Annotated in this window: 14 protein-coding genes; 4 read left to right on the plus strand and 10 right to left on the minus strand. The window is 65.2% G+C overall.

Features of this window, described 5'->3' with window-relative positions:
* Window positions 1–123: 123 nt before the first annotated feature.
* Genes ACLMAL_RS06165 through hutG form a run of 4 tightly spaced genes read left to right on the plus strand, consistent with a single transcriptional unit; the run spans window position 124 to window position 5460 of the window.
* Window positions 124–1560, plus strand: a complete 1437-nt coding sequence (locus ACLMAL_RS06165; RefSeq protein ID WP_411998195.1) for a purine-cytosine permease family protein — start codon at window positions 124–126, stop codon at window positions 1558–1560.
* Window positions 1557–3257: a urocanate hydratase gene (hutU, locus tag ACLMAL_RS06170; RefSeq protein ID WP_411998196.1), complete on the plus strand. Its 1701-nt coding sequence runs from the start codon at window positions 1557–1559 to the stop codon at window positions 3255–3257. The genes ACLMAL_RS06165 and hutU overlap by 4 nt, the downstream gene beginning before the upstream one ends.
* Window positions 3258–3286: 29 nt before the next feature.
* Complete coding sequence (gene hutI / locus ACLMAL_RS06175; protein ID WP_411998435.1) at window positions 3287–4468, plus strand: imidazolonepropionase; 1182 nt, start codon at window positions 3287–3289, stop codon at window positions 4466–4468.
* Window positions 4465–5460: a formimidoylglutamase gene (gene hutG, locus ACLMAL_RS06180; protein WP_411998197.1), complete on the plus strand. Its 996-nt coding sequence runs from the start codon at window positions 4465–4467 to the stop codon at window positions 5458–5460. Before hutI ends, hutG begins: the two co-directional genes overlap by 4 nt.
* Before the next feature lie 296 nt (window positions 5461–5756).
* Here hutG and ACLMAL_RS06185 read toward each other — a convergent pair whose 3' ends face one another.
* From ACLMAL_RS06185 to ACLMAL_RS06230, 10 genes are all read right to left on the minus strand, one after another.
* Complete coding sequence (locus ACLMAL_RS06185) at window positions 5757–6710, minus strand: hypothetical protein (RefSeq protein ID WP_411998198.1); 954 nt, start codon at window positions 6708–6710, stop codon at window positions 5757–5759.
* Between the two features lie 165 nt (window positions 6711–6875).
* A complete protein-coding gene (locus tag ACLMAL_RS06190) occupies window positions 6876–7064 on the minus strand; it encodes a transposase (protein ID WP_411998199.1) in 189 nt (62 codons plus the stop codon).
* A 14-nt stretch (window positions 7065–7078) separates the two neighbouring features.
* Complete coding sequence (locus ACLMAL_RS06195) at window positions 7079–7630, minus strand: N-acetylmuramoyl-L-alanine amidase (protein ID WP_411998200.1); 552 nt, start codon at window positions 7628–7630, stop codon at window positions 7079–7081.
* 161 nt (window positions 7631–7791) lie between these two features.
* A complete protein-coding gene (locus ACLMAL_RS06200) occupies window positions 7792–8271 on the minus strand; it encodes a DUF1906 domain-containing protein (protein ID WP_411998201.1) in 480 nt (159 codons plus the stop codon).
* Between the two features lie 1068 nt (window positions 8272–9339).
* Complete coding sequence (locus ACLMAL_RS06205) at window positions 9340–9549, minus strand: TOBE domain-containing protein (protein WP_411998202.1); 210 nt, start codon at window positions 9547–9549, stop codon at window positions 9340–9342.
* A 385-nt stretch (window positions 9550–9934) separates the two neighbouring features.
* Window positions 9935–10639 (minus strand): M24 family metallopeptidase, encoded by a 705-nt coding sequence (locus ACLMAL_RS06210; RefSeq protein WP_411998436.1) that lies wholly within the window; start codon window positions 10637–10639, stop codon window positions 9935–9937.
* Window positions 10640–10826: 187 nt separating this feature from the next.
* Entirely contained in the window at window positions 10827–11453 is a 627-nt protein-coding gene (locus tag ACLMAL_RS06215) for an MBL fold metallo-hydrolase (RefSeq protein ID WP_328406202.1), read from the minus strand.
* Between the two features lie 73 nt (window positions 11454–11526).
* Complete coding sequence (locus tag ACLMAL_RS06220) at window positions 11527–12612, minus strand: S-(hydroxymethyl)mycothiol dehydrogenase (protein WP_411998203.1); 1086 nt, start codon at window positions 12610–12612, stop codon at window positions 11527–11529.
* A 9-nt stretch (window positions 12613–12621) separates the two neighbouring features.
* Window positions 12622–13791, minus strand: coding sequence for an NAD(P)/FAD-dependent oxidoreductase (locus tag ACLMAL_RS06225; RefSeq protein WP_411998204.1), 1170 nt, complete (start codon window positions 13789–13791; stop codon window positions 12622–12624).
* Between the two features lie 211 nt (window positions 13792–14002).
* Window positions 14003–14353 carry a bifunctional 3-phenylpropionate/cinnamic acid dioxygenase ferredoxin subunit gene (locus ACLMAL_RS06230; protein WP_411998205.1) on the minus strand — a complete coding sequence of 117 codons (351 nt, stop codon included), beginning with the start codon at window positions 14351–14353 and terminating at the stop codon, window positions 14003–14005.
* Window positions 14354–14378 lie beyond the last annotated feature (25 nt).

A 14378-nucleotide genomic window follows, 5' to 3' on the forward strand; every position in this document is an offset into this window, starting at 1 on the left:
GTCTATACAGGACTATACATCCTGTTCACGGGAAAACGTGAGCCAGCGCACAGTGCGTACGAGAGGGTGGCGCAGCCGCATCACGTCGCACCAGCCGGACTCGCGGGAAGAGAGATCAGGCCTATGACTATCGACGAACCATCCGAAGTCGTCCTCGCGCCGGAGCGTCGCACCATCGACGTCATCCCCGACGACGAACGGTATGGCTCCCCGTTCAGCCAGTTCACCCTCTGGTTCGGCGCCAACATGCAGATCACCGCGATCGTCGACGGTGCGTTGGCCGTCGTGTTCGGTGCGGATGCGATCTGGGCGATCCTCGGCCTGCTGATCGGCAATGTCCTCGGCGGCGCGGTGATGGCGCTGCATTCCGCACAGGGCCCGAGGCTCGGACTCCCGCAGATGATTTCCAGCCGCGCACAGTTCGGCGTGTTCGGCGCGGTGCTTCCGCTGCTGCTGGTGGTGCTGATGTATCTCGGTTTCGCCGCCACCGGCAGCGTGCTCGCCGGCCAGGCGGTCAACAAGATCCTGCACATCGATAGCCCGACTGTCGGCATCGTCATTTTCGGCGCACTCACCGCATTCGTGGCGGTGACGGGATACAAGCTCATCCACGTCGTCGGACGCATCGCCACGGTCATGGGCATCATCGGATTCACCTACCTGGCGATCCGGTTGTTCACCGAATACGACGTATCGGCCGTGGTGGGCGTCAAGGGCTTCGACATCGCCACCTTCCTGCTCGCGATCTCCCTCGGCGCGGGCTGGCAGCTGACCTTCGGTCCCTATGTGGCGGATTACTCCCGCTACCTGCCGCGCACCACCAGCGCCCGCGCGACGTTCTGGTCGACCTTCGCGGGCAGCGTCATCGGATCGCAGTGGGCGATGACCTTCGGCGCACTGGTCGCGGCGGTCGCAGGCAAGGCGTTCCTCGGCGACCAGGTGGGATTCGTCGGCAAACTCGCCGGGCCCGCCGTCGTCGCCACGCTGATCTACCTGGTGGTGCTGGTCGGCAAGCTGACCGTCAACTGCCTCAACGCCTACGGCGGCTTCATGTCGATCCTGACCACGGTGACCGCGTTCAACGGCCAGACCAAGATTTCCAGTGCCGCCCGCACCGCGTACATCGTGGGCTTCACCGCGGTGTCGGTCATCGTCGCGGTCGGTGCCAGCGCCGACTTCCTCAACAACTTCAAGAACTTCGTGCTGGTGCTGCTCATGGTCTTCACGCCGTGGAGCGCCATCAACCTCACCGACTACTACCTGATCTCGAAAGAGAAGGTGGACATCCCCGCTCTCTACGATCCCGACGCACGCTACGGCCGTTGGAACGTCACCGCCCTCGCGTGCTACGTGATCGGCGTGCTGGCCCAGATCCCGTTCCTCGCCCAGAAGCTCTACACCGGACCGATTACCGAACAGCTCGGCGGCGCGGACATTTCCTGGATCGTCGGCATCGTCGTCACCGCAGCCCTGTACTACCCGCTCGCGCGGCGCACCAGCAATCCGCCCGCCTCGATGATCTATCCCGCCGATCCAGCGACCACAAGGAGCACCCGATGACCGCACACCCCACGGCTACCTCCGGCGCGCGCCGCGTGTCCGCACCGCGCGGCAGCGAACTCACTACGCTCGGCTGGCAGCAAGAGGGCGCGCTGCGCATGCTGATGAACAACCTGGATCCCGACGTGGCCGAGCACCCGGACGAGCTGGTCGTCTACGGCGGCACCGGCAAGGCCGCACGGACGTGGGAGGCCTTCGACGCGATGGTCCGCACGCTGAAGACCCTGAAGTCGGACGAGACCATGCTGGTGCAGTCGGGCAAGCCGGTGGGTGTCTTCCGCACCAACGAATGGGCGCCTCGGGTGCTCATCGCGAACTCGAATCTGGTTGGCGACTGGGCGAACTGGGAAGAATTCCGCCGCCTGGAGGAACTCGGCCTGACCATGTACGGGCAGATGACCGCAGGCTCCTGGATCTACATCGGCACTCAGGGCATCTTGCAGGGCACCTACGAAACCTTCGGCGCCGTCGCACGGAAGCTGGCGGCATCGGGTCGCGTGCCGAACAGCGACGGCACGCTGGCAGGCACGATCACCTTGACCGCGGGACTCGGTGGTATGGGCGGCGCGCAGCCGCTCGCCGTCACGATGAACGGTGGCGTCGCGATCTGCATCGATTGCGATGTGACCCGCATCGACCGCAGGATCGCCCACAAGTATCTCGACACCAAGGCCGTCGACCTCGAGGACGCGTTGCGCCTGGCCGTCGCGGCGCGTGATGCGAAGCGACCGCTGTCCATCGGCCTCGAAGGCAATGCGGCGGAAGTGTTTCCGCAGCTGCTCGCCATGGCGGCGCCCATCGATATCGTGACCGATCAGACCTCGGCGCACGACCCGCTGGCGTACCTGCCGATCGGCATGGACATCGCCGATATGAAGGCGATGGCCGAGAAGGATCCGGCCAAGTTCACCGACGACGCCCGCACGGCGATGGCCGCCCAGGTGCGGGCGATGGTCGGTTTCCTCGATCGCGGCGCAGAGGTCTTCGACTACGGCAATTCGATCCGTGACGAAGCCCGAAAGGCCGGATACGACCGGGCTTTCGACTTCCCCGGCTTCGTGCCCGCCTACATCCGCCCACTGTTCGAAGAGGGACTCGGCCCGTTCCGATGGGCGGCGCTGTCGGGCGATCCGAAGGACATCGCCGCCACCGACAAAGCGATCGTGGAACTGTTCCCGGACAACGAGCACCTGCGCCGTTGGATCGAAATGGCAGGGGAGAAGGTTGCTTTCGAGGGTCTGCCCGCTCGTATCTGCTGGCTCGGATACGGCGAACGCCACCTCGCCGGGTTGAAGTTCAACGAGATGGTGGCCTCCGGTGAGCTGTCCGCGCCGATCGCCATCGGGCGTGACCACCTGGATTCGGGGTCGGTGGCCTCGCCGTATCGCGAAACCGAGTCGATGGCAGACGGTTCCGATGCCATCGCGGACTGGCCGTTGCTGAATGCCCTGGTGAACACCGCATCCGGTGCGTCCTGGGTGTCGATCCACCACGGCGGCGGCGTCGGCATGGGGCGTTCGATCCACGCCGGACAGGTGTGCATCGCGGACGGCACCGACCTCGCCGCCGAAAAGCTGACAAGGGTCCTCACCAATGATCCTGGTATGGGCGTGATCCGGCATGCCGACGCGGGCTATGAGCATGCCAACAATGTCGCCAGGGAGCGCGGCGTGCGCGTGCCGATGGCCGAGGCATGAGCGCCATGCGCTCCGATGTGCTCAGCGCCATGGGATCCGCAGTCCTCACCGGCATCGGCACCCTCGTCACGAACGATCCCGACCTCGGTGCCGGTCGGCTCGGCATAATCCGTGATGCCGCCATCGTTTTCGACGAGGGCGTCGTCGCGTGGGTGGGTCGGTCCAGCGCTGCGCCGAGCGCCGACCACGGACACGATCTCGGTGGCCGCGCCGTGTTGCCGGGCTTTGTCGAGAGCCATTCGCACCTGGTCTTCGCCGGTGATCGCGCCGAGGAGTTCGGGGCGCGGATGTCGGGAACTCCCTATGCGGCGGGCGGCATCCGCAACACGATCGCGGCGACCAGGGCCGCCACCGACGACGAGTTGCGCGCCAACACTCGCCGGTTGATGAACGAATCGCTGCGTGGGGGTAGCACGACCGTCGAAATCAAGACCGGCTACGGGCAGTCGGTGGAGAGCGAACTGCGCAGCGCCAAGATCGCGGCCGAGTTCACCGACGAAGTCACCCTGCTCGCCGCACATGTGCCACCCCCGGAGTACGCGGGCCGCGCCGATGACTACGTGCGCATGGTGTGCGACGAGATGATCGATGTGTGTGCGCCGCACGCCAAGTGGATCGATGTGTTCTGTGAGCGGGGCGCATTCGATCGCGATCAGGCCTACGAGGTGCTCACGGCGGGTATGGCGAAGGGGCTCGTGCCGCGTGTGCACGGCAACCAATTGCAGACCGGCCCCGGCGTCGCGCTCGCGGTGGAGGTGGGCGCCGCGTCCGTCGATCACGTCACCTATGTCACCGCAGCGGACATCGACGCGCTGGCCCAGAGCTCGACGGTGGCGACTCTGCTTCCCGGCGCGGATTTTTCGACCCGCAACAAGTACCCGGATGCCCGGGCGCTCATCGACGCCGGAGTGACCGTCGCGCTCGGAGCCGACTGTAATCCGGGCACTTCGTACACCACCAGCCTGCCGTTCTGCATCGCCATTGCGGTGCGGGACATGCACATGACACCCGAGGAAGCGGTGTGGGCCGCGACCGCGGGCGGGGCGCGGGCGCTGCGGCGTGACGACATCGGCGTTTTGCGGCCGGGTGCGCTGGCGGATGCGATCGCCTTGGCCGCACCGTCCTATCTGCACCTTGCCTATCGGCCGGGAGTGCCACTGATACAACAGGTTTGGCGGGCCGGTGTTTCGGGCTATACCGCTGATCGATGAGCTTTACCGATAAGGAGACCATGGTGCTACCCATTCCGGTGGCGACTGCTTTCGAGCCGTGGACCGGGCGTGACGACGGCAGTGGTGTGGAGCATCTGCGCTGGCATCACGTGGTGGAACCGTATGCGGCGCAGTCCAAGCTGGCCTCCTGCGTATTCATCGGCTTCGCCAGCGATGAGGGCGTGCACCGGAACAAGGGGCGCCGTGGTGCTGCCGCGGGACCACGTGCGCTGCGGCAGGCGTTGGCGTCGATGGCGCTCGCCACCCCGATTCGTGCCTTCGATGCGGGCACCGTGCCGGTCGACGACGACTTGGACGCGGGCCAGCGGGAACTGGGTTCGATGGTGCGCGCCACCCTCGATGCCGGGCACTTCCCTGTAGTGCTCGGCGGCGGCCACGAGGTGGCCTTGGGCACCTATCGAGGTTTGGCCGATTCGGCACTGCTGACGGTGCACCCGCGCATCGGAATCCTCAATCTCGATGCCCATTTCGACCTTCGATCCGATGAGATCCCCAGCTCGGGCACACCGTTCCGGCAGATCTTCGATGCGGCGAGCGCGGCGGGCACCTCCGTCGAATATGCGGTGGTCGGGATCAGCCAGCCGAGTAATACGGCGGCGCTGTTCGACACCGCCGACCGCCTCGGCGTCCGCTACCTGTTCGATGATGAATGCGGTACCGGAAACCTCACCGCTGTACAGGATTTCGTGCAGGACTTCCTCGGCAGAGTCGATCTCGTCTACCTCACGATCGACCTCGATGTGCTGCCGGCCGCAGTAGCGCCCGGTGTGAGCGCCCCCGCCGCTTTCGGCGTGCCGCTGGAGACGATCCAATTCGTCGCCGACCTGCTCACCGCAAGCGGGAAACTCGCGGTGTGCGACGTGGCCGAGCTCAACCCGGAATTCGACATCGACAATCGCACGGCGCGCACGGCGGCGCGACTTATCCATCGCATCGTCACCAGACACGTTCGGCTACAGCAGCTTCCATGAGGTGCAGAGCGGCTGCCGACTCTGGGCAGGGTCACTACGGGGAGCTGCAACCGGCACACCGGCCAGGTCGTCGGTCGATCGGCCTGCGATGCCGGGCTATCGACCGACATTGCGTGTCGACGCCGCGCTACGCCGACGCCGATATCGATGAGGTGCTCGACGAGAAGGAGAGCCACCGGATCAAGCGGGGGACGAGTGGGACGTCACGAACGAGGGGTCGTGGCGACCAGACTCGATCCGGTTTGCCGCAGCATGAAGGCGAGCCCGGCGAACGAATGGTCTGGAGGACAGCGAACCTAGCCGTCGTCCGACTTCGCGCCCAGCTGCGATGACGCGCGAATCGCCATGCTGGAGAAGAGCCTGCCCGAGAAACCGAAGAGCAATGCGAGCGCGAGGGCAATCGGCGTAGTCGGCTTCTCCCACACGTCACGGAAGATCGACCCGAGCAGATTGACCCGTGAATCGGACAACAGGTCGACCAGCAGTAGACCGCCCACCGCGGTCAGCGCACCGCCGACCGGGCTCAGCACCCGAACTCCCCACGAGGACGGCGTATTTCGGTTGGTGAGCGAGCTGACCGTGGGGGCCAGGAACCCGCCGAGCGCACCCATCAACATCGTCACCTCGTGTCCGAGAACTATCCCGATGGCGATGACACCGTCGAGGCCGACGAGCGCGAGCCAGAGCGATACGCGTTGATGGTCGAATTCGGTGACGAGGCCGGCGTCTTCGCGTTCGTGCACGAGCTCATGGGCGCGCTCGATGACGATCCGCTTGCTGTTCGGCGTTGCGGCCTCGTGTAATTGTCGCCCTAATCGCCCCGCCTCCTTGTCGTCGAGCACCTGCAACCGCGCGATGATCTGTGCGCCGTAGGTCATGAGGTCGGGTTCCGGGACTAGTTGCACGAACCGCCGGTTCACCGCATTCAAATGTTGCAGATCGGCGGCGAGCTGGGTGAGCGGCGCATCGAAGAGCCATGCGAGCCGCCTACGCATCCAGCCGCCGGGCGATCGCCGCTGAGCCGTTGTCGGGCCACTCAGTTTGTCGAGGGCCGCCTCGATCGTCGCGCGCGCGACTTCTGTCGCCTCATCGCGGCTGGATCGAGCCCCGATGATCGTTGCGCGCTCCCGCGCCAGATCCACCTGAGTCAGCAGTAAGCGTTTGCGCGGTCCGGCTATCAAGCCGCGGTTGGTGATCATGATGATGACGAGATAGCCGAGGCATACCAGGACGATAACCAGTGCGTTCACGGCTACCTCCTTGCGCACGGGAGAGTCCCCGGCCGCTCCGAATGCTCATGATCCCTCAGTCTGGGTGCGTTCGGCACGGTTAAAGGATCTTTCGGTAATTGGGTGACATGTGGTCATAGTGATAGTCCGGTGTGGGTGAGGAAGTTGAAGCACAGGTCGTAGTCGCTACCGACGCGGTCGAGGCCGGCTTCGGCGGCCGGCCTGTGCCTCGTCGAGGGTGTCGGGGCACAGGTTGGCCAGTTCCCTGGACTTGATATTGCCCCAGACCTGTTCGATAGGGTTGAGGTCGTAGGCGTAGCCGGGCAGCTGCTCGGCGCGCAGCCAGTGTCGTTGCGTGGCGATCCAGGCCTTCAACCGATCCAGCCCTGTCAGGAGCCGGAATACTCGGTCAGTTTGGAGTTCAGATAGTCCCACGGGAAGTTCGGGCCCACGTCGGTGTGCGAACCGTTGTGCTTGCCGATCGTGTAGGCATTGTGATCGGCGATCCCGGCCTGGTCGTTCCCGAGCTCTTCCGGTGTGATGGTGCGGATGGGAATCCGGTACTTGCGGCAGTCCTGCACCGCGATCCAGACCGCACAGTCGATGCCGCGCTGCATATTCGAGAACCATTCGTCGCGGGTCCACGCGACCCGCGAGCCTGCGAAACAAAGGTTGATCGATTGCGGGTTGCCGCTGAGCACCGACCACGATGCCAGATCTGTATCCACCACGTCGATCACCATGCCGGAGTTGTCGACCGTGTAATGATAGGACACCCCGGAGTTAGGGTTCTGCAGGTAGTTCGCCAGCGACTGGGCGTCGCCGTCTCCCTCCTGCGTGTGCAGCAGGAACCAGAGGATCGGCGCGCCGTTGCGGGATTCACAGTTCGGGCTGACGCTGGTCTGATCTTCTTCCTTGTTCATCGGCGATGTCATGGTCATGCTTTGTCCCCTCCTGGTTGCCGAGCAGCCGACCACTGTCCGTAGTCGTCCTTCAGAGCCTCGTTCACATCGACGCCGACGCCACCCACCTGGCGCTGGTCGATCTCGATCTGATGCAGATGTGCCTGCGGATGATCTCCATTGATGGACGGATCACCGGATCAGTTGTGCTGCCAGAACCACTGCGCCACACCATCTTCCAGCGCCCAATCGATGCAGCGGGCGTTGCAGTAGGCGCCTGTCCATTCGAGGCCGACGACCGACGCCCAGCCGCGCAGGAAAGGAGCGATGAGGTTGTTCCAGTCCTCCAGGCTCGGGTTGTCGTCAACCGGGGCATACAGCGGACGATAGCCGGGCCCGCCGGCCTCGAAGTGCAGGCGCAGTGCGGTTTCCGCGTGCCGGGCACCGCCGTCGTAGCCGCCGCGCCAGTCCGCGGTCTCGCCCTTGCCGTATTGATAGTTGGTGACGATCTCCAGTCCCGCATCGCGCAGCCGATCACAGTAGTCACGGCGTAGCCGCTTGGCACCGAAGTTGGTACCTGGACGCGACTCGGAGAAGTATCCGACCACTCCGGCGAAACCGGCGGCCCTGATGTCGGCGGGCTCGATAAGTGCCGCCGAGAAGTCGATCAGCTGAGCCACGACAGTCCTCCGGACGCCCGACGACTGCAGCCCGCGGATTGCGCACAGAAGCAGCGTTGAAAACGCAAAATGTATTGTCCTTCCACATGTTCCGGCGACTCGACTGATCACGCAAAGCGTGGCAACCCGGACGACACCGCGCAATTACTCAACGGACGAGCGGATCAACGGGTTGATGACACCAACCCTTGAACGGCGGGTTATCCCGGATCCACAGGTGCTGTCGAGCCGTGAGCTCGGCTACCGATCCACGCGCGTGTCGAACGGATCAGAGTGGGACGCAGGACAATTCGCAGAATTCTGACCCTGTTTCGCCCCCTCCGACGTGCCTGCGTCCCGCCCGGCAGTATACAACTGCATATCAAGGGTTCCGCGGCGCAATCCCCAAACTTGCATCAGCACAACGCTCTTCACCTAGGTCGGGCGTGGCACTCCTGCGATGGACTGCGCAACCAGCCGCAGGGTCTGTCCAGATCACTGACAGTCCCCCTTCGGGAATTCGGTGCGTCGTTGCAGGTGGGTTGTGATGCGGTGCAGGACAATCCCGGGATGTCTGAGCGAGTGCCGTTGTCGGGTGAGCGAAAGCGGCCGGCTGCTCTTCGGGATTTCGACGCTCTGCGGGAGCGCCGTATGAGATCGATGGAGATGTTCGAGGCCGGTAGACAGCGAGTCGACGTCGTTGTTGGAGCTCGGGGTGTCGGCGCAGACCCAGAATCACTCAATTACCGAAAGATCTGTAACCGACTACTCGTTATATCCAGACCGGAGAGCAGATGAAGACAGCCGATCTCGACACCACTCGCTGGATGCAGTGTGGTGCCTCATGGACCGGCGAGCGTCACCTCGATCGGGTGTAGTCACCAAAGTTGGCCCAGATCAGCGCTGCTCGCGCTCGGTGCCGCAGGGGCCGTCGTCCCAGGTGTCGGACCGGAGTCGAGTCGGCAACCACCAGTCCGATGTCTGCAACGGGTGGTGTCGCGCGATCAGCTGCTGACCGGATTCGTGACCAGAACCAACGGGCGACTACCGCCGAGGCCGCATCGCTTCGGCGGGAAACCTCGCCCTGCTCTACTCGACGCCCAGCGAGACTTCGGTCGACTTGATGAGAACCTTGACCGGTTTGCCTTCGGCGAGTCCGAGGTCGTCGACGGCATCCCTGGTGATCGAGGAGGTGATCTCGTCTCCGCCGGTCAGCTGGATCCGCACGACGGCCATCGCTTCGCCTCGGGTGACCGAGAGGACGGTTCCATCGAGCTGGTTACGCGTGCTCAGTCGCATGGAGGTGAGCATACGCAGCGCACTGGCGGCTGAGCGGGAACTCCAGCCGGTGTCGATCAGCCGCCCGACCTTCCGAACCCAGCGAGTCTCTTACGGTGCGGAAGGCTGCGAATTTCAGGTGCGCCGGGCGCGATTTTCCAGCCTCGGACCGCCGATAAGGGCTTTGCTCTGCCCGCAGGGCCGAGGGCCCCGGCGGCATCCACCTGCTGTCAACGGTGTTGCGCGGACAGGACGCTGGTCCCAGGTTCACAGCGGGAGCGTGGCGTCGGCGGATGTTGCCGAATCGGCACGGCGCCCGAAACTGCGGGCCTCCGGCGTGCTCGCGAGCGAGTCCTGAAGAGACTGTTGCCACTGGTTGGGAGCGCGCGTCCAACGCGCCGAATATTTACCGATCGAGCGGGCGCACGTCCAATAGCTGCTCGAAGAAACCGCCGATATTGCGTTCGCGGTCGATGAGGTGGATTTCCAAGATCCAGTGGCATGCGCGACCGGTGGGGTCGAGGCGTCGCATCGGGGCGGTGGAGTCAGGGGCGACGTAGGTGGTGATGTCGGTGCCGGAGATCTGCTTGTGCGGGAACTCCCCGACGAGATGGCCTGCGATCGGGGCCGAGAATTCCCAGCCCTGCTCGGTAGCACGATCGACGACCCAGGCGTAGAGCTGCTCGCCGGTGATGTCGGGGGTGGCGTCGAAGTAGTCACGTCCCTGCTGCCACAGTGGCTCCAATGCGTCACGCAGCGCCAGCTTGGCGGGATCGTCGCCGAGGACAAAGGTGCGGCCGAAGTCGGCTTCCCACTCGGCGAAGATCGGCCCGAAGTCCAGGAAGCAGATGTCATCGGACTCGATGACGAGATTCGGCGGTTTCGAGGCATAGGGCTCGAGAGTGTTGATTCCCGATCGCACAATGCGTTTGTGCCAGAACCTGCGCGTGCCGAACATCTCGTTGGCCAGGTCACGCACGGCGTCGCTGACTTCGGACTCGGCGGCGCCGGGGGTGATGATGCTGCGAGCGACGACCTCGTCGAACAGGGCCGTCGCTTTGGCCTCGGCGTCCAACAGTGCCGCGACGCGCTCTGACTCGTCGAGGTCCAGTGTTTCCATGCTTTCGACCCTAGATCAGCACGCACAGAACGAGGTCTGCTGCCCTGGGAAGGGTGGGATGGATGATGTGGCACCCGCCGTAGTGCTCGTACGGGATCAGGCTGTACTCGCCGAGTGGCACATGACTGCGGGATGTTCTCGGTGTTTGCCGCAGCCGTGTGCCACTTGCCGGGCCTTGTCAGTGGCCTCTGGCGATCCAGTCGGCGAGGGCGGGTTTTTCGGCGCCGATGGTGGTGGTGTCGCCGTGCCCGGTGTGGACGACGGTTTCTTCGGGGAGGGTCAGGAGGCGGTTGCGGATCGAATCGATGATGGTGTCGAAGTCGGAGAACGATCGGCCGGTGGCGCCGGGGCCGCCGGAGAACAAGGTGTCGCCGGTGAAGAGGGCGGCGGCCTCGGGTAGGTGCAGCGATACCGAGCCGGGGGAGTGGCCTGGTGTGTGCAAGATGTCGATGTCGGTGCCTGCCACGGTGATTCGGGGCAGGTCGGCCAGCGAACGGTAGTTCACGTCCGGGTGGGTCATGCGCCAGAGCGGGTCGTCGCCGGGGTGCAGCAGGACCGGGGCGTCGAGCCGTTTGCTCAGTTCGGGTGCGACGGTGACGTGGTCGTTGTGGCCGTGCGTGCACAGCACCGCGACGACGTTGCGGTCCCCGACCGCGTCGATGATGGCGTCGGCATTGTGCGCGGCGTCGATGACGAGGACCTCGTCGTCGTTGCCGATCAGCCAGACATTGTTGTCGACGTCCCAGGTGCCACCGTCCAACGCGAAGGTGCCCGAGGTGACCACCCGATCGATGCGGACGCTCATGCCGCCACCTCGCTGACGCTCGGTTGCGCCATGCGCGATGCGCCCTGGCACACGATTCGCTCGCTGCGCTCGCTCACAGGACGACCACCGAGCGCAGCACCGCACCGGCGTGCATCGCATCGAAGGCCTTCTCCACCTCGTCGAGCGCGATGCGTTCGGTGACGAATCGCTCCAGCGGAAGCCTGCCCTGGTGGTAGAGGTCGATGAGTACCGGGAAATCGCGTTCGGGCAGACAGTCGCCGTACCAGGAGGACTTCAACGCGCCGCCGCGGGAGAACAGATCGATCAGCGGCATGTCGAGGGTCATATCGGGAGTCGGGACGCCGACCAGCACCACCGTGCCCGCCAGGTCGCGGCCGTAGAAGGCCTGCTTCCAGGTTTCGGGCCTGCCGACCGCGTCGATGACGACATCCGCGCCGAACCCCTCGGTGAGTTCCTGAATCTTGGCCACCACGTCGTCGGTGCCGGCGTTGATCGCGTGGGTGGCGCCGAAGTCGGTGGCCCACGCGAGCTTTCGCGGATCACGGTCGATCGCGATGATCGTCTTCGCGCCCGCAAGCCGAGCACCGGCGATCGCGGCATCGCCGACGCCACCACAGCCGATGACCGCGACGGTGTCACCGCGCGAGACATTGCCGGTGTTCATGGCGGCGCCGATGCCCGCCATCACGCCACAGCCGAGCAGGCCCGCGACGGCAGGATCGGCGTCGGGATCGACCTTGGTGCACTGGCCTTCGTGGACGAGGGTCTTGTCGGCGAAAGCGCCGATACCGAGGGCAGGGGAGAGTTCGGTGCCGTCGGCGAGGGTCATCTTCTTGCTCGCATTGTGGCTGGCGAAGCAATACCAGGGGCGACCGCGCTTGCACGCGCGGCACTCGCCGCAGACCGCACGCCAGTTGAGGATGACGAAATCGCCCGCGGCCACGTGGGTGACGGCGTCGCCGATGGTTTCGACGATGCCCGCGGCCTCGTGTCCGAGCAGGAACGGGTATTCGTCGTTGATGCCGCCTTCGCGGTAGTGCAGGTCGGTGTGGCACACCCCGCAGGACTGGATACGCACGATGACGTCGTGCGGCCCCGGATCGGGGATCACGACATCGACGATTTCGACCGGCGCACCTTTGCTACGGGCGATGACGCCACGCACGGTTTCGGACACGAAAACCTCCTACGGAGTTGGGATCGGGGTGAGCCGCTCGATCTGCTTGCGGTATCTGGTGAACAGGCGAGGGTTATCGATGGCGAACACCGCCACCGGCGCGCCATCGCGCTCGTAGAGGGCGGTCAGCGACCGGGTCGACGGGTCGCCGTCGACGAAGCGGACCTCATCGGTCGGTCGGCAAGCACCCGCGAACTGCAGCATTCGTCCATACTGCCGCGACCAGAAATACGGCGCGGCGGGAGGGCGTTGCGGTGTGCCGAGAATCGCCGCCGCCGCAATACGCGCCTGAACCGTCGCATTGGTCCAGTGCTCGGAACGGTGATGAGCGCCGGATGTTTCGTCGTAGCTGCGGGCGCAGTCGCCGATGGCGTACACGCCTGGTATCGAAGTACGGCATTGCGAATCGGTGACGAAACCATTGTCGATCTGCACATCCGAGTCCGCGGCCCATTCGGTGTTGGGCACGGCGCCGATTCCGATCACCACGGCATCGGCCGATAGTACGGTTCCATCGGTCAATTGCACCGCATTCACGTGCTCGTCGCCGAGGAATCGGTCGACAGCGACACCGGTCAGTAATCGGACGCCGTTCGCGTTGTGCAAGGATGCGCACAATGGTCCGATATGTGGACCGAATACCGCGGTGAGCGGATCGTGGCACAACTCGACAATAGTGACCGCAATGCCCATAGCGGCTGCGGTGGAAGCGATTTCGGAGCCGATCAGACCGGCGCCGACAACGGTCAACGTGCGCGCAGCGCGCAGCGAAGCGCGGATCGCGTGCGCGTCGTCGACCGTGCGCAAGGTGTGCACGCCCCGCAGCGCCCCGACGCCGGGAAGGGCTCGGGCGCGGGCGCCGGTGGCGAGTACGAGCGAGTCTCCGGCGAGCCGGGTGCCGTCGTCGAGCGTGACTCCGGGTCCGGCCGCGGTCATGCCGATCCCGACCGCGCGCCGCCCGAGCAGCCAGCGTGCGCCGGTCGTGGATTCGTCGCCCAACGCGAGGTCGACATCCTCGCGGAGAAACTCCTTGGACAGCGGCGGCCGATCGTAAGGCAGATGCGGTTCGTCGCCGACGACCGTGATGCTGCCGTCGTGGCCGTGCTCGCGCAGGGCGTTCACCAGGGAGAACCCCGCCAGCGACGCGCCGATGACCACCACCGAGCCCGCGCTGCTCACGAGTCCGCCTCGTTGACGCTCGACTCCGTAGGCACTGCCCGCTGTGGCCTGGTTTGTCGGCTTCGCTCGTTCACGACTGCCCCTTGCCGGCGCTCGACTTCGTGTGCACTACCTGTGGTGGCCTGGTTTGCCGGCTTCGCTCGTCCACGACCCCTCGTCGCCGACGCTCGACTCCGGGCATACGCACCGCCCGCTGACATGGCCGTCTCGCTCATGACGGCACCGCGGCGACCATGACATCGCCGTCGACCACGCGCACCGCATAGGTGCGGACGGGGATCTTTGCGGGTGGCCCGGAGACCGCGCCGGTGCGTAGGTCGAAGCAGGATTCGTGCAGCGGGCATTCGACCGTGCAGTTCTCCACCCAGCCGTCCGCCAGTGAGGCGTCCTGGTGGGTGCAGGTGTCATCGATCGCGAAAAAGCCGGCCTCCGTGTGGAATACGGCGATCGGGGTGCCGCCGTCCGGTTGCACTGTCGCGACTTCGCCGACCGGCAGGTCTGTCAGATGCGCGACGAACAGGTCCGTCGTGGATGTCGCAGGTCGCTGCACAGTCGATTCCATGAGCCCTCCAAGTTGCTGATAGCGC

The sequence above is a fragment of the Nocardia sp. CWNU-33 genome (assembly GCF_046764895.1).
Taxonomy (GTDB): domain Bacteria; phylum Actinomycetota; class Actinomycetes; order Mycobacteriales; family Mycobacteriaceae; genus Nocardia.

What these genes read in the sequence shown, in the direction of transcription:
- ACLMAL_RS06165 (WP_411998195.1), top strand. Translation starts at nt 124, where the DNA reads ATGACTATCGACGAACCATCCGAAGTCGTCCTCGCGCCGGAGCGTCGC.
- hutU (WP_411998196.1), top strand. Translation starts at nt 1,557, where the DNA reads ATGACCGCACACCCCACGGCTACCTCCGGCGCGCGCCGCGTGTCCGCA.
- ACLMAL_RS06230 (WP_411998205.1), bottom strand. Translation starts at nt 14,353, where the DNA reads ATGGAATCGACTGTGCAGCGACCTGCGACATCCACGACGGACCTGTTC.
- hutG (WP_411998197.1), top strand. Translation starts at nt 4,465, where the DNA reads ATGAGCTTTACCGATAAGGAGACCATGGTGCTACCCATTCCGGTGGCG.
- ACLMAL_RS06195 (WP_411998200.1), bottom strand. Translation starts at nt 7,630, where the DNA reads ATGACCATGACATCGCCGATGAACAAGGAAGAAGATCAGACCAGCGTC.
- ACLMAL_RS06205 (WP_411998202.1), bottom strand. Translation starts at nt 9,549, where the DNA reads ATGCGACTGAGCACGCGTAACCAGCTCGATGGAACCGTCCTCTCGGTC.
- hutI (WP_411998435.1), top strand. Translation starts at nt 3,287, where the DNA reads ATGGGATCCGCAGTCCTCACCGGCATCGGCACCCTCGTCACGAACGAT.
- ACLMAL_RS06215 (WP_328406202.1), bottom strand. Translation starts at nt 11,453, where the DNA reads ATGAGCGTCCGCATCGATCGGGTGGTCACCTCGGGCACCTTCGCGTTG.